The 17759-nt window shown below is 66.1% G+C and carries 17 protein-coding genes and 1 pseudogene; 13 read left to right on the plus strand and 5 right to left on the minus strand.

Going from position 1 to position 17759, the window contains the following annotated elements:
* The first annotated feature begins 16 nt into the window (after positions 1-16).
* Together A9310_RS07055 and A9310_RS07060 are read left to right on the plus strand one after the other, a co-directional pair.
* Positions 17-1108, plus strand: a complete 1092-nt coding sequence (locus A9310_RS07055; protein ID WP_058250537.1) for a YihY/virulence factor BrkB family protein — start codon at positions 17-19, stop codon at positions 1106-1108.
* Positions 1109-1187: 79 nt separating this feature from the next.
* Entirely contained in the window at positions 1188-2006 is an 819-nt protein-coding gene (locus A9310_RS07060) for a DUF1206 domain-containing protein (protein WP_058250536.1), read from the plus strand.
* 30 nt (positions 2007-2036) lie between these two features.
* On the opposite strand, the gene A9310_RS07065 is transcribed toward A9310_RS07060, so the two are convergent.
* The 4 genes from A9310_RS07065 to A9310_RS07080 all read right to left on the minus strand — a co-directional run bounded on the left by A9310_RS07065 (position 2037) and on the right by A9310_RS07080 (position 6806).
* On the minus strand, positions 2037-3521 hold the full coding sequence (locus A9310_RS07065) for an NAD(P)/FAD-dependent oxidoreductase (RefSeq protein ID WP_058250535.1): 1485 nt from the start codon (positions 3519-3521) through the stop codon (positions 2037-2039).
* 84 nt (positions 3522-3605) lie between these two features.
* A complete protein-coding gene (locus tag A9310_RS07070; protein WP_065629977.1) occupies positions 3606-4046 on the minus strand; it encodes a DUF1622 domain-containing protein in 441 nt (146 codons plus the stop codon).
* 45 nt (positions 4047-4091) lie between these two features.
* Positions 4092-5891 carry a thiamine pyrophosphate-requiring protein gene (locus A9310_RS07075; protein WP_065629978.1) on the minus strand — a complete coding sequence of 600 codons (1800 nt, stop codon included), beginning with the start codon at positions 5889-5891 and terminating at the stop codon, positions 4092-4094.
* 120 nt (positions 5892-6011) lie between these two features.
* On the minus strand, positions 6012-6806 hold the full coding sequence (locus A9310_RS07080; protein WP_065629979.1) for a PfkB family carbohydrate kinase: 795 nt from the start codon (positions 6804-6806) through the stop codon (positions 6012-6014).
* A 144-nt stretch (positions 6807-6950) separates the two neighbouring features.
* Between A9310_RS07080 and A9310_RS07085 the strand changes: the two genes are divergently transcribed.
* The 3 genes and pseudogenes from A9310_RS07085 to A9310_RS07095 all read left to right on the plus strand — a co-directional run bounded on the left by A9310_RS07085 (position 6951) and on the right by A9310_RS07095 (position 9406).
* Positions 6951-8099, plus strand: a complete 1149-nt coding sequence (locus tag A9310_RS07085) for a zinc-dependent alcohol dehydrogenase (protein WP_065629980.1) — start codon at positions 6951-6953, stop codon at positions 8097-8099.
* 10 nt (positions 8100-8109) lie between these two features.
* Positions 8110-8586: pseudogene (locus tag A9310_RS07090) on the plus strand (hypothetical protein); the annotation flags it as partial.
* Positions 8587-8731: 145 nt separating this feature from the next.
* On the plus strand, positions 8732-9406 hold the full coding sequence (locus A9310_RS07095) for a UdgX family uracil-DNA binding protein (protein WP_065629981.1): 675 nt from the start codon (positions 8732-8734) through the stop codon (positions 9404-9406).
* A 42-nt stretch (positions 9407-9448) separates the two neighbouring features.
* Here the strand turns inward: A9310_RS07095 and A9310_RS07100 are convergent, their stop codons facing one another.
* Positions 9449-10000 (minus strand): TetR/AcrR family transcriptional regulator, encoded by a 552-nt coding sequence (locus tag A9310_RS07100; RefSeq protein ID WP_065630029.1) that lies wholly within the window; start codon positions 9998-10000, stop codon positions 9449-9451.
* A gap of 155 nt (positions 10001-10155) precedes the next feature.
* On the opposite strand from A9310_RS07100, the gene A9310_RS07105 reads away from it, so the two are divergent.
* The 8 genes from A9310_RS07105 (at position 10156) to A9310_RS07135 (ending at position 17689) form a co-directional block, all read left to right on the plus strand.
* Positions 10156-11343 (plus strand): cytochrome P450, encoded by a 1188-nt coding sequence (locus A9310_RS07105; protein WP_083207291.1) that lies wholly within the window; start codon positions 10156-10158, stop codon positions 11341-11343.
* The gene (locus tag A9310_RS07110) at positions 11340-11771 is read left to right on the plus strand and encodes a nuclear transport factor 2 family protein (protein ID WP_065629983.1); all 432 of its coding nucleotides are present in this window, start codon (positions 11340-11342) and stop codon (positions 11769-11771) included. The genes A9310_RS07105 and A9310_RS07110 overlap by 4 nt, the downstream gene beginning before the upstream one ends.
* A 174-nt stretch (positions 11772-11945) precedes the next feature.
* Positions 11946-12383 (plus strand): nuclear transport factor 2 family protein, encoded by a 438-nt coding sequence (locus A9310_RS07115; RefSeq protein WP_065629984.1) that lies wholly within the window; start codon positions 11946-11948, stop codon positions 12381-12383.
* Between the two features lie 318 nt (positions 12384-12701).
* Positions 12702-13613: a haloalkane dehalogenase gene (locus A9310_RS07120; RefSeq protein WP_065629985.1), complete on the plus strand. Its 912-nt coding sequence runs from the start codon at positions 12702-12704 to the stop codon at positions 13611-13613.
* Positions 13610-13783: a hypothetical protein gene (locus A9310_RS26235; protein ID WP_254661192.1), complete on the plus strand. Its 174-nt coding sequence runs from the start codon at positions 13610-13612 to the stop codon at positions 13781-13783. The genes A9310_RS07120 and A9310_RS26235 overlap by 4 nt, the downstream gene beginning before the upstream one ends.
* Before the next feature lie 86 nt (positions 13784-13869).
* A complete protein-coding gene (locus A9310_RS07125) occupies positions 13870-14826 on the plus strand; it encodes an oxidoreductase (RefSeq protein ID WP_254661193.1) in 957 nt (318 codons plus the stop codon).
* A 38-nt stretch (positions 14827-14864) separates the two neighbouring features.
* A complete protein-coding gene (locus A9310_RS07130) occupies positions 14865-16211 on the plus strand; it encodes an LLM class flavin-dependent oxidoreductase (protein ID WP_065629986.1) in 1347 nt (448 codons plus the stop codon).
* Between the two features lie 143 nt (positions 16212-16354).
* Positions 16355-17689 (plus strand): NAD(P)H-binding protein, encoded by a 1335-nt coding sequence (locus A9310_RS07135; RefSeq protein ID WP_065629987.1) that lies wholly within the window; start codon positions 16355-16357, stop codon positions 17687-17689.
* Positions 17690-17759: the final 70 nt, after the last annotated feature.

Below are 17759 nucleotides of genomic sequence, written 5' to 3' on the forward strand. Positions count from 1 at the left end.
CGGTTAAGCGTAGGGGATGAAACGAGATGACGCCGCTGAACGAGCTGACAAGGAACCCGCCTCAGCTGAACCGGACGTTCGCGACGACCCCGGATCCGCCGACCCCGATGACCCGCGCAAGCCGGACTCCCCCACGGACCTGACCAAGCCGTCGCTCCTCTTCGTGCTGAAGAAGACCGCGCGGGAGTTCTCGCGCGATCAGTGCACCGATCTGGCAGCGGCGCTCACCTACTACTCCGTGCTCTCACTGTTCCCGGCGCTCCTCGCGCTGGTCTCGCTGCTCGGTGTGTTCGGTCAGGGCGAGAAGACGACCGACGCCGTCCTGCAGATGGTCGACGACCTCGGACCGTCGTCGGCCGTGGACACGTTGCGGGGCCCTGTCGAACAACTCGTGGCCGCCCCCAGCGCCGGTTTCGCGCTCGTACTCGGTCTGCTCGGCGCGCTCTGGTCCGCGTCGGGTTATGTGGGGGCGTTCGGACGCGCGATGAACCGGATGTACGAGATCGACGAAGGTCGTCCCCTCTGGAAGCTGCGGCCGATCATGCTGCTCGTCACGCTCGTAGCACTTGTCCTTGCCGCCGCGGTGGCACTCATGCTGGCAGTCAGCGGACCGATCGCGAAATCGATCGGAGACGCCATCGGTTTCGGCGAGACCGCGCTGACCGTGTGGAACATCGTCCGTTGGCCGATCCTCCTGCTGTTCGTCATCCTGATCGTCGCCATTCTCTACTGGGCAACCCCGAACGTGCAGCAGCCGAAGTTCCGGTGGATCAGCGCCGGTGCGGTGCTGGCCATCGTCACATGGATCGTCGCGTCGGCGGCATTTGCGCTGTACGTCTCGAACTTCGGCAGTTACAACAAGACCTACGGCGCACTCGCGGGAGTCATCGTCTTCCTGCTGTGGCTGTGGCTGACGAACCTCGCGCTGCTGTTCGGGGCCGAGTTCGACTCCGAACTCGAACGTGGCCGACAGCTACAGGCGGGGATGCCGGCCGAAGAGCACCTGCAACTGCCGCCTCGGGACACCACGGCGTCGGACAAGAACGACGAGAAGGACCAGAAGTACATCGAACAGGCTCGGGCCCTGCGTAACTCGCACGGGAAGTGAGCGACCGGCCGGCACCCCGTAACGTCAGTGGAACCGGCCGGGCACCAGATCGGTCGAACGGCGGAAGGAACGTGGCGCGATGAGCCGCAATCAAGTGACCGGCGCGGTCGACCGCGCCACCGACAGCCCTTGGTTCGAACGCTTGGCGCGTGCCGGCCACGCCGTCAGCGGCCTGCTCCATCTGCTGATCGCCTACATCATCCTGCGCCTCGCGTTCGGTGGGGGCGGGAACGCCGACCAGTCGGGTGCGTTGGGGATCTTCGCCGACTCGTCCGGCGGCCGCGTCGTCCTGTGGGTGGCCGCGGTCGCGTTCGCAGCACTCGCGCTGTGGCGACTCGCCGAGGCCGTCGTCGGACCCCACGCCACCGAACCGGGCGAGGACAGTGATGGCGCCGAGCAGTGGTTCGATCGCGGAAAAGCGTTGTCGCTCGCCGTGGTCTACGTCGGGTTCGCTTGGTCGGCAATACGTTTCGCGACTGGCCAGGGCAAGTCGAGCGGTCAGGAGAACGCCGGACTGACAGCGCGACTCCTGCAGTCCGGTGGCGGCAAGTTCGTCCTCGTCGCGGTCGGCCTGATCATCATCGGCGTCGGCGTCTACCACGTCTACAAGGGAGCCAGCCGGTCGTTCCTCGACGATCTCAAGATCTCCGACGACAAGGCGGCGACAATCGCGGGCGTGATCGGTTACTGCGGCAAGGGTGTCGTTCTGGCCGGCACCGGCATCCTGGTCATCGTGGCTGTTGCCTCTGCCGATCCGTCGAAGGCCACGGGGATCGACGGCGCGGTCAAGACACTGGCCGGCCTGCCCGCCGGGCAGGTGCTGATGATCCTGGCCGCGGTGGGTATCGCCGCCTACGGCGTCTACTGCTACTGGCTGGTGCGGTTCGCGCGGATGTGACTCAGCCCGCCGTCCGGCGAGTCGTCACCGCTACCCGACCGTCGACCGCACCCGCTCCCCCGCCCGCGCGAATCGGACGTTGTCGTCGGCGACGTCACCACGGAACAACTTGCGGTCGGCGTAGTAGCTCATCGACATCACCCAGGGCTCCTCAGCTCCCTGCTTGGGCAGGGTGTCGAGGGCTCGTTGGACGTAGCCGGCCCCGAAGTCGAGCAGTGGCCGAGTCGGCATATCGGGGTCCGCGACCGCCCACACACTGTCGTATCCGTGAGAATCCATGTGCGCCAGAAGTTTGCAGAAGTATTCGCACAACAGTCCGATCTTGAGGGTCCACGACGCATTGGTGTAACCGATCGCCAGCGCGAAGTTCGGGACACCGGACAGCATCATCCCGCGGTAGACGACGGTGTCGGGAAGGGACACCGGTTCACCGTCGACGCTCAGCTCGATGCCGCCGATGATCTTGATGTTGAGCCCGGTGGCGGTGACGACGATGTCGGCCTCGAGTTCCTCCCCGCCCACTGTCCGGATGCCGTTCTCGGTGAAGGTGTCGACCCGGTCGGTGACGATCGAGGCCTTCCCGGAGCGGATGACACGGAACAGGTCGGCGTCGGGCACCACACACAGCCGCTGGTCCCACGGGTTGTACGGGGGGTTGAAATGCGTGTCCACCGGATAGTCCTCGGGCAGCTGAGATTCGTTGATCTTGCGGATCACCCGACGGGCGACCGATGGGAATCGCTGGCACAGTTCGAAGAGCACCCGCTGCTGCGCGACGTTCTTGTGTCGGGTCAGTGCGTATCCGCGTTCGGTGCCGAACACTTTCTTGAGGGTGTTGGCGATGGCGTCCTCACGGGGCAGCGGGAGGATGTAGGTCGGTGTGCGCTGGAGCATGGTCACGTGCGCGGCCTGTTCCGCCATCGCGGGAAGCAGCGTGACCGCCGTTGCGCCGCTGCCGATGACCACGACCCGCTTGCCCGTGTAATCGAGGTCCTCGGGCCAGTGCTGCGGATGCACGATCTCGCCACGGAACGTCTTGGTGCCGGTGAACTCCGGCGCGAACCCCGCGTCGTAGTCGTAGTAACCCGAGCCACAGAAGATCCATCGCGCACTGATCTGGCTTCGCGTTCCGGTGTCAGTGTGTTCGACGTCGACCGTCCACCGCGCGGCGTCCGACGACCACGCGGCCGCCACCACCCGATGCCCATACCGGACCAGCGGAGCGAGATCGTTCTCGTCGATCGTCTCGTGGAGGTAATCGAGGATTCGCGGGGCGTCGGCGATCGCCTGTCGATCGGTCCAGGGCTTGAAGTCGTACCCGAAGGTGTGCAGGTCCGAGTCGGACCGAATCCCCGGGTAGCGGAACAGGTCCCACGTACCGCCGGCGGTATTCCGGGCCTCGAGAATCGCGATCGACTTGCCAGGGTGTTCGGTTCGCACCCAGCGGGCCGCACCGATGCCGGAGATCCCGGCACCGACGATGAGGACATCGACTTCGTCTGGGATCGTTGTCACCCGGCACTCCTTCGGTCGGTCTGTCGGTGATCGGCATCCAGGATGCCTCGCCGGTCGTTGTCGGCGCCAGACCGGGTGGCGACACTACCCGTCGACGCGTCGCGCGGTGCGTTCGGTTGTCGGTCGCGCAGCTGCTGCGTCGTTTGCGACCGCTGCACCGAGCAGTTGTCCACCGCTGGTCAGCAACGCTCGACGCCACGGCGCCACGCCCTCGATCTCGATCTGGATGGACATCGACAACACGGTACGGATGAGCACGATGAGCCCGAGGATGAGCGCATCCTCGATCGACGGTTTGGACGTGATGGTGCGGATGAGATCCGCCGCGACCAGGACTTCCAGCCCCAGGAGAATGGCTGCTCCGAGTGTGTTGCGCAGTACCGAGAAGGCAGTGTTGCCACCCTCTCCCCGACGGAGCGAACGTGCGCCCAGCACGCACGCGATGATCGCTCCCACGATCATCGCGAAGGCTCCGACTGCCTCGAACCCGACCGCTACCGCTGTGAAGAGTTCCTCACCGCTCATGCGGTGGAGAGTACGGGACCGGGGCGCAGCCGGTGTCCCGTGTAGTCAGTCGTTGTCGGACTGCCGTCCGGGTAGGAACTGGCGGATTCCCTGTCTGGCTGCGTTCTTGGCGACGGCCCATGCATCGTCGTCACCCTTGACCAGCGCCTCGCCGAGGGCGAGGACCTGCTCGCGGGTCGCGTGCGGCGGGACGGGAGGCACCGTCGGGTCGCAACGCACGTCGAGCAACGCCGGTCGATCGGCGGCCAGGGCGGTGTCCCATGCGGTACCGAGACCATCCGGGTCGTCGACGTTGATCCCGACGAGTCCGATCCCCCGCGCGAAGGCCGCGTAGTCGACGTCGGGGAGTTCCTGTGAGGCAGCGAATTTCGGCGATCCTGACATCGCGCGCTGTTCCCACGTGACCTGGTTCAGGTCGTTGTTGTGCAACACCACGACGACGAGCCGCGGATCCGTCCACTGCTGCCAGTAGTGCGCCACGGTGATCATCTCGGCCAGGCCGTTCATCTGCATCGCACCGTCGCCCTCGAAGGCCACCGCGGGCCGGTCGGGGTGCGCCCACTTGGCGCCGATGGCATAGGGCACCGCCGGCCCCATCGTGGCCAGCGTCCCGGACAGCGACCCCCTCATCTCGGCGCGGAAGACGATGTGCCGTGCGTACCAGTTGGCGGCACTGCCCGAATCCGCGGTGATGATGCAATTCGACGGGGCGCGTGGCGAGAACTCGTGAAAGATGCGCATCGGATTGACCGGATCCGCGTCGGTCATCGCCTGGCCGGCCGCATTCGTCCACCAGCGCTCGACGTCGGCTTCGACCTTGTCGCGCCACGAGCGGTCGGTCTTGGGTTCGAGCAGCGGGATGAGAGCTTGCAGCGTGGCGCGTGCGTCGCCGACGACATTGAGCTCATTCGGGTAGCGCATGCCGATCATCTCGGGTGAATGGTCGATCTGCACTCCCCTGGCCTGTCCGAACGACGGAAGGAACTGCGAGTACGGGAAATTCGATCCGACGGTCAGCAGGGTGTCGCAGCCGGTCATCAATCGATGGCTGGCCGTCGTGCCGAGCAGGCCGATGGATCCCGTGACCCACGGCAGCGTGTCGGGGAGGACATCTCGCCCGAGAAGGGCTTTCGCGCAACCGGCGCCGAGGATGTCCGCAACCGTGATGAGCTCGGGCGCACATCCCCGTGCGCCCTGGCCGACCAGCATCGCGACCCGCTCCCCGGAGTTGAGAATCTCGGCGGCACGCGAGACCGCGTCTGGGTCCGGCGCGGGAGTCGCCGACGTGACCCCGAGGCTGGACGGGACCTGCTTGAAGGCCTGCCGTGGCGGCTCGTAGGTCAGGTCGAGAACATCCGAGGGAAAGATCAGGGCCGTCGGCGCGCGTTCGGCGAGCGCGATCCGGATCGCCCGGTCGATGAGATTCGGAAGCTGTTCGGGCACCATGCACACCTGCACGAAGTCGCTGCAGACGTCCTTGTACAGCGCCAACATGTCGATTTCCTGCTGATACGCACCACCCATCGCGGATCGCTCGGTCTGACCCACCAGCGCGAAGACCGGTACGTGGTCGAGTTTGGCGTCGTAGAGCCCGTTGAGGAGGTGGATACCGCCGGGACCACTGGTCGCGGCACATACGCCGACCTCACCGGAGAATTTCGCGTACCCGACGGCTTGGAACGCGCTCATCTCCTCGTGGCGCGATTGGACGAATTGCGGATCGTTCTCCGCGCGAACCCAGGCCGACAGCAGGCCGTTGATGCCGTCGCCGGGGTAGCCGAAAACCTGCCGGACCCCCCACTCCCGAAGGCGTTGCAGCACGATGTCGGCGACGGTCTCGGACATGGGTTCTCCTCGGGACGACGTCCCGGACGGTGACGGTGACCGCCGGGCTGTCGCTCGACTACCCGGGGAGAAGCCCGGCGACACCGGACGGGCTGGGCCGACCGAGCACTCGCCCGTGGGTCACCTCGATTCGTGCCACACGGCGTCGAACGGTGCGTTCGAGGCGAGACGGCCGACGATGCCGTCGTGGGTGAACTGCTTGGCGGTCCGGATGGCGTCGAGGACCCCTGCGCCCTTGGTGAGTTCGGCGGTGGTGGCGGCCGCGAACACGCAGCCGGCTCCGGAGACCCGCTCGTCGCCCACCTTCGGGGCACGCAGGACGGTGACCTCGGAGCCGTCGAAGACGACGTCGATCGCCTCCTCGCCGGGGAGTCCGACCCCGCCCTTCACGACGACGACCTTCGGCCCGAGATCATGGATTCGCCGCGCCGCCTCGGCGAGGTCGTCTGTGCACGTCAGTTCGTCCATGCCGGCCAAGGTCGCGGCCTCGAACAGATTGGGGGTCACCACGGTGGCGAGTGGCAAGATCTCGGAGCGGAGGGCGTTGTCGGTGTCGAGTGCGGCGCCGGGTTCCTGACCCTTGCAGATCAGCACCGGATCGACGACGACGTCGCGCCACTGTCGGGAGCCGAGCGCCTGCGCGACGGTGGAGATGGTGGCCGGGGTGCCCAGCATGCCGATCTTCACGACCTCGGGTTCGTGCGCGGCGGTGGCCACCTCGATCTGATCGGCGATCACCCCGGAGTCGATCGGTACGAACCGATGGGACCACTCGTTGTTCGGGTCGAAGGACACGATGCAGGTGATGGTCCCGACACCGTAGGTACCCAGCTGCGCGAAGGTGCGCAGGTCGGCCTGGATGCCCGCTCCCCCGCTGGCCTCCGAACCGGCGATCACATAAGACACCACTGACATCGACGATCTCCTCCCGCGGCCTGTCCTGGATTCGGGTTCCTTTTCTACACCCCCGCGCGTGACACCAGTCTGCGCCCATTGCGCCGTCGCCGCGGTTGGTACGGCACCCGTGGGGGTATCCGAGCGCGCATGAGTCCAGACACCATGCGCGCAATGGTCTACCGCGGCCCCTACAAAGTCCGCGTGGAGTCCAAGCCCGTCCCCGCCATCGAACATCCCAACGACGCCATCGTGCGGGTGACGCACGCCGCCATCTGTGGGTCGGATCTGCACCTGTACCACGGCATGATGCCCGACACCCGGCCCGGCATGACCTTCGGACACGAGTTCATCGGCGTGGTCGAGGCAGTCGGGGGCTCGGTCCAGAACCTGCGCGTCGGCGACCGCGTGATGGTGCCCTTCAACGTCTACTGCGGAACGTGCTACTTCTGCGCGCGCGGCCTCTATTCCAACTGCCACAACGTCAATCCGAACGCCACCGCCGTCGGCGGGATCTACGGCTATTCGCACACCTGCGGTGGATACGACGGCGGCCAGGCCGAATTCGTGCGGGACCCGTTCGCCGACGTCGGCCCCGCTGTCATTCCCGACTGGATGGACCCCGAGGACGCACTCCTACTGACCGACGCCCTCGCGACCGGCTACTTCGGAGCCCAGCTCGCCGACATCCGTCAGGGCGAGACCGTCATCGTGTTCGGTGCCGGACCGGTCGGTCTGTACGCCGCGCGGTCGGCCTGGTTCATGGGTGCCGGACGGGTCATCGTCATCGACCATCTGCAGTATCGCCTGGACAAGGCGGCTCAGTTCGCTCACGCCGAGACCTACAACTTCGCCGAATACGACGACATCATCGTCCATCTCAAGAACATCACCGACAACATCGGTGCGGATCGGGTGATCGACGCCGTCGGCGCCGAGGCCGACGGCAATTTCCTCCAGCACGTGACCGCGTCCAAGTTCAAGTTGCAGGGCGGGTCACCGATCGCCCTCAACTGGGCCATCGATGCGGTCCGCAAAGGCGGCACCGTTTCGGTCATGGGGGCGTACGGGCCGATGTTCAGCGCGGTCAAGTTCGGCGACGCCATGAACAAGGGACTCACCCTGAACATGAATCAGTGCCCGGTCAAACGGCAGTGGCCGAGACTGTTCGACCACATCCGCAACGGCTATTTCAAACCGAATGACATTGTCACACATCGAATTCCGCTCGAGCGCATCACTGAGGGCTACCGTATCTTCTCCGCGAAGCTCGACGACTGCATCAAGCCCATCATCGTCGCCGACGCCGCCTGAGGAGGACGCCATGCCCGCTTATCCCGCTGACCGACCCAACGATCCCGACACCACCGCTCTCGTCGACCGCATACCCGGCTGGGGAGTCGATCTGGACACCGCGAACCGCCCATCGGTGCCCCGTGAACTACCCGTCGAACCGGCGCCCGGTGTCCACTGGACCGTCCCGGACGACCAGCCCGAACGCTGGCCGCGCGAACGATCGAATGAACACGCTTTTCTCCCAACGGTTTTCGGCACGTCTACCCCGCCACGCGGGCTCTCCGGAGCGATTCGGAAGTTCGCTTATCGCTACAGCGAGGGCCGCGCGGCACACTGGCTGATCCTTCTCTACGCCGACCGAGTGGCGTCGGTCGAGGCGCACCTTACATCCTTCGCCAGTGCGCGCCCCGACAACCCGATCACCGAAACCGGGATCGCGTCCGAGTTCAGTCACAACGGGTGGTCGTCCCGTCGTGGCAGCGCCCGAGTCGACACCAACCACACCTGAATCGATCCGCTGATCGTGGGCGGTCCGTGGGTGATCACCGGGGCCCTGGCAGGCGTCGCGATCCGGAGGCTGTTCGGACTGGCTCGACGATCCCGTCGGTGAGCGAGCCCGGCGAACGACACTCTCACCGAGAGTGGTGCGGATGGCCCACATAGGAGCAGAGCGGTTCGTGCCCGATTCGCGCGACCTCGACAAGCTGTCGACGGCGACCCGCGTTTGCCGCGGTTGTGACCTGTATCGCGATGCCGACCAGACGGTCTTCGGGGCGGGCTCGCCCGGTTCGACGATCATGTTCGTCGGCGAGCAGCCCGGTGACCAGGAGGATCGTGCTGGCGAACCGTTCGTCGGTCCGGCCGGCCGCTTGTTCGACCGCGCACTCGACGCCGCCGACATCGACCGGGAGACCACCTACGTCACGAATGCGGTCAAGCACTTCAAGTTCACCCGTGCGGCGGGCCAGAAGAGGCGCATCCACGAGAAGCCGAACCGCGGCGAGGTCATCGCGTGCCGGCCGTGGTTGCTGGCCGAACTCGGTGCGATCTCGCCGCGCATCGTCGTGTGTCTGGGCGCCACGGCCGCACAGGCCCTGCTGGGCACCGGCTTCCGGCTCACCCGGCACCGTGGCGAACGCTTCGATCTCGGCGCCGACGGAGACCTCGGCCCCGACCATTCCGAGTCCGTGGTGGCGACCGTTCACCCGTCGTCGATTCTCCGCGGACCCACTGATCAGCGCGAGCGGGCCTTCGACGCCTTCGTTGAAGATCTCCGCGTCGTCCGGGATCTGGCGAGCGAAGCCGGCTCGGAGGCGTCTCACTAGTACCGGCTCGGTGGAGTGGCACCAGCGCCTCCGCGGCGCGCATCAACGGTCGCTCCGCATGACGCCACCCACCAGCGCGTCGACCGCTGCTGACTCCTGCTCGGGTGGCATCGGCCATGTCGCCAGGGCCATGAAGCCACGAATGATCCACTGAGCTTGTGCGATGTCACGCTCGGCGAGTCCCAACAGCGTGATCGCGGCTTCGGTTATGGCCGGGGATGCCAACGCTTCCGGGGCAGTGCTGAAGAACCGTTGTGATGCCAGGAGCTGCTGGATCACTCTGTCACGGCGCACCTCTTGCAGGGCCACAGTGATGGCAGCTACCGAGCGCTCCGCGCCTTGCAAGCGCGCCGTACGCGCGGCGACGGTGGTGGTGATCCGTATCGACGACGCGGCAAGCACTGCGTCGATGATCGCCTTCTTGCCGCCAACATGTCGGTAGACGGTCGCGCGTGAACAGTGCGCACCGCGGGCCAGCTCGTTGATGTCGAAGTTGTCGACACCGTTACGGCGAATCAGTACCGCCGCTGCGGCAATGAGACGGTCTCGAGCCCGGTCGGATCGGTGCTCGTCCAGCAGCCAGTCGTGCGCCATATTCTCATCCTGAGACATTTGGCGGATATGTCGCAACCGATCGATGCAGTTGCCGACAGTGCGATGAGAAGTACGCGCGCCGATCTCGACGCGCTGCCGTATCGATCTTCTGAGAAGCGTTGCGCTGCCGGTTTCGCGGCGTGCACCCTTGTGCCGTGCTTGATCTCGATGATCCGTATCCCACACTCGCCAGACTGACCCGGGCAGAACCGGTCAGCCGCATCGCGGACTCATCCTTCTATTTGGTGACGAGCTGGGACGCGATCGCAGAGGCGGTGGCGCGGACCGACGACTTCTCCTCGAATCTCACCGCGACCATGGTGTGGAAAGGCGACGGAACCGTCGAGCGACACCCGATCGCCGAGCTCGGATCCCCGCTCCACGTGCTGGCCACGGCCGACGACCCCGACCACAAACGCCACCGCGCGATGGTCATGCCCTCGCTGGTGGCCAAACGGGTTCGCGATCTGGAACCGTTCATCGACCGCACCGTCCAGCAACTGTGGGACGACGGTGTGGTCGACGGGCAGATCGACTGGGTGAGCCGGGTCGCCCAGCGTCTGCCGATGGCCGTCGTCGCGGAGTTGCTCGGGTTTCCCGTCGTCGACATCGACGACCTCGTTCGGTGGTCGTTCGCAGCGACCATCCTGCTCGACGGGGTGGTCACGACCGCCCAACTCGAGACAGCGAGCGAGGCTGTCGGTGAACTGAGCGAGTACCTGTCGAGCTCGTTCGACAGCTCGCTGAGTCAACCGCGAGAGAACGTGATGGGCGACCTGGCACGACTGGTCGAGGTCGGCACTCTGGACCGCGACACCGCCGTCATGATCAGTCTCCAACTGGTGGCGGCCGGCGCGGAATCGACAGTGAGCCTGCTGGGTAGCGCGGTCTACCTACTCGGCCGCAACCCGCACATCGTCGACAGGCTACGCGGGGACCGTGAGCTCATCCCGCGGTTCATCGAAGAGGCCCTGCGCTTGGAATCGCCATTTCGCGGCCACTATCGGCACGTCGTCGCGGACACCGAGCTTCATGACGTCGACCTGCCCGCGGGGTCACACCTCTACCTGATGTGGGGAGCGGCCAACCGCGACCCGGACACCTTTGATGATCCCGACGAGGTCGACCTGAACAGCTCCGCGCGGCGTACACACATGGCTTTCGGAAAGGGCCTTCACCTGTGCGTGGGAGCGGCGCTGGCACGGCTCGAAGGCCGGGTGGCCATCGAGTGTCTTCTCGACAGAACGCCACGCGGCTTCACCGTCGACACTGCAAATCCCGCGTGGGAGCACAGTCTTCTCGTGCGACGTCTGCGGAGCTTGCCGATGCGGATCTTCGCGTGACGCTCTCGGCAGAAGCGGCGATCACACATCTGCTCCAGCGTTATGCACGACTACTCGATGCCGGCGAGCTGACGGCCGTCGCTGAACTGTTCGACCGTGCGGACATACTCGTTTCGGGCACGCAGATAGGCGCCGGAAGCGACTTCGTCGAGCAACTGTTACGAGACACGGTGATCATCCACGCGGACGGTACGCCCGGCACGCGTCACATCGTGACGCCCCGGTCGTTCGACTTCGAAGGCGACGGTCGCGTGACCGTGCACTCTGACTACACGGTTCTACAACCTGTCCTCCGGCCGGGAGAAGTGGTCATGGTCGGCCGTCATCACGACACGCTTGTTCTCGATGCCGGAGGATGGCACTTCGGCAGCCGCGATTACGGTGACATCACCTACGTGGGTGACACTTCGGCGCATTTGCGACCGTGACGCCATACCGGCGCAGTGATCCAGGCTCACGGCGAAGAGCCGGCGAGTCGCTACGGCCCCCGCGAAAGTCCGACGTGCGTCCGGGTCGGTGTCTATAGTCGGCGAGGCGGTGCTCGGCCGTGCGAAACACCGCGTCGCGGCGTGCTGGACCGCAGATCGACGGACTGGAGAACGATGGACCTGCAGGAGATCAGCGACCGGTTCGGCATCGCGGACACGTTGTACCGGTACTCACGTGCGGTCGACACCAAGAACTGGGAACTCTGGCGCTCGGTGTTCACCCCGGAGGCGGTGGTCGACTACTCGTCGACGCCCTACGGTCAGGCGGGCTCCCGGGACGAGATCGCCGCGTGGCTGGAAGAGAGTTTCGCGTTCGTGTCGGTGAGTCAGCACTTCATCACCAACATCGAGTACACATTCGACGGAGACCGGGCCGACGTGCGCGCCATGTTCTACAACCCGATGCGTTTCGTCGGCATGCCCGAACTCAGCACCTGCGGCGGCAACTACCACCATTCGATGGTCCGGACCGCGGATGGCTGGAAGAGCGCGGGCCTCCTGGAGGAGTGCCTGTGGTTCGAGAATTCGCCCGTTCCGTCCGGTGACGAATGACGCGCCCGCAGCGGCGGTTCCGGGCACCGAGCGGCCGTCCTGCAGACTTAAACCTGTAGAGGTTTTAACCGGTCGCGCCTCTTGACGATGTCGGTCGAGAGATCTCCGGCGCCCCGTCATCGCCGCCCGCGCCCGGCGATGTCCCAGTTCGCCGGCCCCGGACCGGTACTCGACGCCCCTGTCTGCGGGTCCTCGTCCCGTGGTCCGATCAGAGATCGTCGTCACGACTCGCGCTGAACGATCGAGTCGTGTCCGGCGCTGGGTAGTTTGTGCCCACGACCCCATCGGCCCCTGCGCCACATCTCGACAGGATCTGCGATGACCCAGACATCTCGAGCGATTCCGCTCAGCGCTTTCGGACCCGACGCCCGTAGCGTCGACACCCCGGTACTCGACTCCCACATCCACCACATCGAGCACGGTGACGGCGATCCCATCGTCTTTCTCCACGGCAGCCCCACGAGTTCCTACCTGTGGCGTCACGTGTTCACCCGCCTGGCCGGGCGCGGGCGTCTCATCGCGGCCGACCTCATCGGATTCGGCGACTCCGGCCGGCCGGACATCGCCTACGAGCTCGACGACCACGTGCGCTACCTCGACGCCTGGTTCGAGGCCCTCGACCTGCGTCGCGTGACCCTCGTCCTCCAAGACTACGGGGCTGCGTTCGGAATCGACTGGGCGGCAAAGCATCCTGATCGCGTCAAAGCGGTTCTGCTCGCCGAGCCGGTGCTTCGCGACATCGCCTCTGCCGACCTGCCGGAACCGTTCGTGCAAGCGCAGCAACTCATCCGGACCCCGGGGGACGGTGAGAAGTTCGTGGTGGACGACAACCTCTTCCTCACTCAGGTCCTCCCCGGCGCGTTTCTCGAGCCTCCGGCCCAGGAAGACCTCGATGTCTATCTCGCGCCCTTCCCCACCGCCGAGGGCCGTGGACACCTCATCCGGTTCCCCCGCAACCTCCCCATCGACGGCGATCCCGCCGGCACCGTGGAGTTCCTCGATCGCAGCGTCGAATGGCTGGGGAACAGCACCGACGTGCCCAAGCTGCTGTTGACCTTCGAGCCGGGATTCCTTCTCACGCCCGAGATCCTGGCCTGGGCGACCACGCACATCGCCGATCTCGAGGTCCGGGCCGCCGGTCCCGGGGTGCACTTCGTCCAGGAAGAACAACCGCAGGCCATCGCCGACGGTGTCGTCGACCTCCTGGCCCGGGCGGGAGATGCTCGGTGACGATCTCCGCAGAACCGACTCTGTCCCCGGTGCGCCCGGGCTCGGCCGAGCTGGACGCCCTGTTGGACCGCATCGCCGCCGGCAGTTTCGAGCGTGAGCGCACCGAGACGGCTCCCCACGAACAGGTCCGCTGGCTGAAGGCGGCCAGCGTCGGTGCCTACCGGCTCTAGCCGCCGACGGGGGCGCCGGCGCCAGTATCCGCGAACTCTTCGATCTCGTCATTCGCCTCAGTCGCGCGGATTCCAACCTCGGCCATTTGCTCCGAGCGCATTTCGGCACCGTCGAGGACATCCTGCTGTGGCCGCAGTCCCCCCGTCGCGAGCTGTGGTTGCGGCGCGTCGCAGCCGGCGAGCTGATCGGCAACGGGAACAACGAACTGAACAACCGGCATGCCGGGGACTTCAACAAGGCGACCACGTTCACGCCCGACGGCGACGGCTATCGGCTCGACGGCGTCAAGTACTACTCGACCGGAACCCTGTACTCCGAGCACACCTTTGTCACCGGGGTCACGCCTGACGGGCTACCCGTGCAGGCCCTGGTTCCGCTGGAGCGGTCCGGAATCACCGTGGAGGATGACTGGGACGGGTTCGGTCAGACCCTGACCGGTACGGGCACAACACGTTTCGACGGGGTCCGGGTTCTCGTCGATGAGGTGACCTTCCCACCCGAGGATCTGACCTCGATCCCGCGCTGGCACCTCGGGCCGTTCTATCAGCACTACCTCAACGCCGTCGTAGCCGGCAACGCTCTCGCAGTCGTCGACGATGCAGTGGATCTTCTCCGGAATCGCAAGCGCAGCTTCACCCACGGGTCCGCGGACCTCCCGCGAGAAGACCCGGTACTGCTCGAGGTCGTCGGCGAGATCGAGTCCCTGGCACAGGCGACGCGGTCGGTGGTTCTCGACACCGCCGATACGCTGGCGCGTATCCCCGACACGGTCGTCGACGGCCGAACCGACGACACGGTGGTCCACGAGGCAGCGTTGCGTGCCTCACAGGCACAGGTCGTCGTCGACGACCTGGCGCTCCGTGCGGCCACCCTGTTGTTCGACGTGGGCCGCGCGTCCGCGGTCAAGCGGTCGGCCAATCTCGATCGGCACTGGCGCAACATCCGAACGGTTGTGTCGCACAACCCTACTCGGTTCAAGAACCGTGCCATCGACGATCTGCTGGTCAACGGTGCGACGCTGCCCGACAACACCTATTTCTGACCCCGCTCACCCCTTCGGTAAGGAACACCGCGTCACCCATGGTTGATCGTCGCCAACTCCATCTGAACCTGTTCATCCTGTCCTCGGGACACCACGAGGCGGCGTGGCGGCACCCGAACTCGACGCCTGAGCGAATGTTCGACCCGGCTTTCTACACGGAACTGGCTCGGGCCGCCGAGGCGGCAGCTCTGGACGCGGTGTTCCTTGCCGACATCCCGAAGCTCGATGCGAACATCGAGTTCAACGCCGCAGGACGGCTCGATCCGTTGCTGACGTTGGCGACGATCGCCGGTGCGACCGACCGGATCGGTCTCGTCGCCACCGCCTCGACCACGTACTCATACGCATGGCATCTTGCCCGGGCCCTGTCGAGCCTGGACCATCTGTCTCGCGGGCGCGCGGCGTGGAACATCGTGACCACCGATTCTCCCGACGCCGCACGCAATTTCGGGTTGCCGGGCAACCCCGATGCCGCGCTGCGTTACGAACGAGCGGAGGCGTTCGTCCAAGCGGTGCTCGCACTGTGGGATTCGTGGGATGACGACGCGATCCGCCTGGACCGGGATGCCGGACAATACGTCGATCCCAGCCGGATCACCGCACCCGGCATCAGCGGCCCCCACGTCAACGTGGCAGGGGCGCTGACCACTCCGCGTCCGCCCCAGGGTCATCCCGTACTGGTACAAGCCGGCTCCTCCAACCACGGCAGGGACTTCGCGGCTCGCCACGCCGAGGCGATCTTCACCGCCCAACAACGCATCGACGATGCCCGGTCTTTCTACGCCGACGTGAAGAGCAAGGCGACCGCGTTGGGTCGCGACCCCGAGCACATCAAGATCCTCCCCGGCCTCAGCCCGTTCATCGGTGGGACCGAAGCCGAGGCGCGCAGACTCGAGCACGAGTTCAACGAGCTCACCATCCCGGCCTTCGGGCTCATGCAGTTGAAGGACTTCGCCTATGTCGATCTCGACGGCCTCGACCTCGACGCGCCGGTACCGATCGATGCCTTCGGAGATGCCGGCGACGTCACGAACAACAAGAAGTCCCGGACGCAGGTGTACGCCGATATCGTCCGGCGCGAACGCCCGACTCTGCGCGAACTGTTGCATCGGCTCGCCGGTGCACGTGGGCACCGGGTGGTGGCGGGCACCCCCGAGCAGATCGCGGACACGATGGCGGAGTGGCTGAACACCGGTGCGGCGGACGGATTCAACATCATGCCCCCGTATCTGCCCGGCGGGTTCGACACCTTCGCCGACACGGTGGTCCCGATCCTGCGCGAACGAGGACTGTTCCGCGAGGGGTATGGGGGGCGTACCTTGCGGGACCATCTCGGACTGCCTCGTCCCGGCAGGGTTCGCGACTGGACGCGCAGCGCCGACTGAGGGTGATGACCACGAGCGGGACCATCGCGTCGTTATCGAATCGTGGCCACGGAGAACGATCCGGCACCGACCGCGCCGAGGCGACGGCGCCGAGCGGCTTCGCTGCATAGCCTGGGAGGCACACCCAAGAGCGGAGGAGTCAGGTGGACGAGTCGCGAACCTGTCTGGTCACCGGAGCGACCGGTTACGTCGGCGGCCGATTGGCGCCCCGGTTGTTGGCACGCGGGCACCGTGTGCGCGCACTGGCGCGGACACCGGAGAAGCTCGCCGACGCACCGTGGTTGTCTGATCCGACGGCCGAGGTGGTCCGGGGTGATCTGTCGGATCGCGATTCTCTGGTCAAGGCCTTCGCGGGTGTGGACGTCGTCTACCACCTGGTCCACTCGATGAGCACCGACGCGGACTTCGCGGCCGAAGAGCGGCGTGCCGCGGAGAATGTGGTGGCCGCGGCTCAGCAGAACGGCGTGTCGCGCATCGTCTACCTCGGCGGTCTCCATCCGTCGGGCACCGACCTGTCCGAACATCTGGCCTCACGCGCCGAAGTCGGCGACATCCTCATCGACTCACCCATCGAGACCGTCGCCTTGCAGGCCGGGACGCTGATCGGCTCGGGGTCGGCGTCGTTCGAACTCATCCGGCACCTCACCGAGCGACTGCCCGCGATGACCACGCCGCGGTGGGTGCACAACAAGATCCAACCGATCGCGGTCGACGACGCCCTGCACTACCTCGTGGAAGCCGCCACCGCCGCCGTCCCGTCGTCGAGGACCTGGGACATCGGCGGTCCCGACGTTCTCGAATACGGCGACATGATGCAGGTATATGCCGAGGTCGCCGGTCTTCGACCTCGAGTCATGGTGGTACTGCCGTATCTCACGCCTGCGCTGGCGAGCCGCTGGGTAAGGTTCGTCACGCCGATCCGCGGCAAGATCGCTCGACCGCTGATCGAGTCCCTCGAATGCGACGCCGTCTGTCGCGACCGGGCCGTCGACGCGATCATCGATCGTCCGAAAGGGGGGTTGACCTCCTACTCGGAGGCGGTTGCCCACACGCTCGAACGCTCGGCGCGCGGCGATGGCCGTGCCTCGTGGGCCAACGCGTCCGTAGACGTGTCGCCGGCCGAACCTCTTCCCACCGATCCACGGTGGGCCGGTGAGGAGATGTTCGAATCGGAGACCCGGGTCAGTGAGCGCGCGAGTGGTGCGACGGTCTGGGAGCGGCTCGAGCGGGATGCGCGGCACCGCGGTGAGATCGTGCTCGCGCAACGACCGGATCGACTTCGTATTCGTCTGCGCGACAACCGATTCGGCAGATCGTATCGCGACTACCGCCTCCAGGCCGCGGACGACGCGGACGGGTCGGTGACGGTCACGACCACCGAACGCTACTTCCCGCGCGGGCTGGCGGGGCTGGCCTATTGGCGTCTGGGAACACCCTTCCGCGCCCTCGGCATCCCGGGTTTCGATCCGTTCCGGTGAACCCCCGATCCGATGACGTGTCCCGAATCGACTCGTGCTCGGGTTAAAGTCGGCACCACCGTGGTAACTC

This window comes from Gordonia sp. UCD-TK1, from assembly GCF_001691435.1.
GTDB classification, from domain to species: Bacteria; Actinomycetota; Actinomycetes; order Mycobacteriales; family Mycobacteriaceae; genus Gordonia; species Gordonia hongkongensis.

Excerpts from the sequence above, each read along its gene's own strand:
- A9310_RS07080 (WP_065629979.1), bottom strand. The coding sequence starts at position 6,806 with ATGTCAGTGGTGTCTTATGTGATCGCCGGTTCGGAGGCCAGCGGGGGA.
- A9310_RS07085 (WP_065629980.1), top strand. The coding sequence starts at position 6,951 with ATGCGCGCAATGGTCTACCGCGGCCCCTACAAAGTCCGCGTGGAGTCC.
- A9310_RS07060 (WP_058250536.1), top strand. The coding sequence starts at position 1,188 with ATGAGCCGCAATCAAGTGACCGGCGCGGTCGACCGCGCCACCGACAGC.
- A9310_RS07120 (WP_065629985.1), top strand. The coding sequence starts at position 12,702 with ATGACCCAGACATCTCGAGCGATTCCGCTCAGCGCTTTCGGACCCGAC.
- A9310_RS07055 (WP_058250537.1), top strand. The coding sequence starts at position 17 with ATGAAACGAGATGACGCCGCTGAACGAGCTGACAAGGAACCCGCCTCA.
- A9310_RS07075 (WP_065629978.1), bottom strand. The coding sequence starts at position 5,891 with ATGTCCGAGACCGTCGCCGACATCGTGCTGCAACGCCTTCGGGAGTGG.
- A9310_RS07115 (WP_065629984.1), top strand. The coding sequence starts at position 11,946 with ATGGACCTGCAGGAGATCAGCGACCGGTTCGGCATCGCGGACACGTTG.
- A9310_RS07095 (WP_065629981.1), top strand. The coding sequence starts at position 8,732 with ATGGCCCACATAGGAGCAGAGCGGTTCGTGCCCGATTCGCGCGACCTC.
- A9310_RS07070 (WP_065629977.1), bottom strand. The coding sequence starts at position 4,046 with ATGAGCGGTGAGGAACTCTTCACAGCGGTAGCGGTCGGGTTCGAGGCA.
- A9310_RS07130 (WP_065629986.1), top strand. The coding sequence starts at position 14,865 with ATGGTTGATCGTCGCCAACTCCATCTGAACCTGTTCATCCTGTCCTCG.
- A9310_RS07100 (WP_065630029.1), bottom strand. The coding sequence starts at position 10,000 with ATGGCGCACGACTGGCTGCTGGACGAGCACCGATCCGACCGGGCTCGA.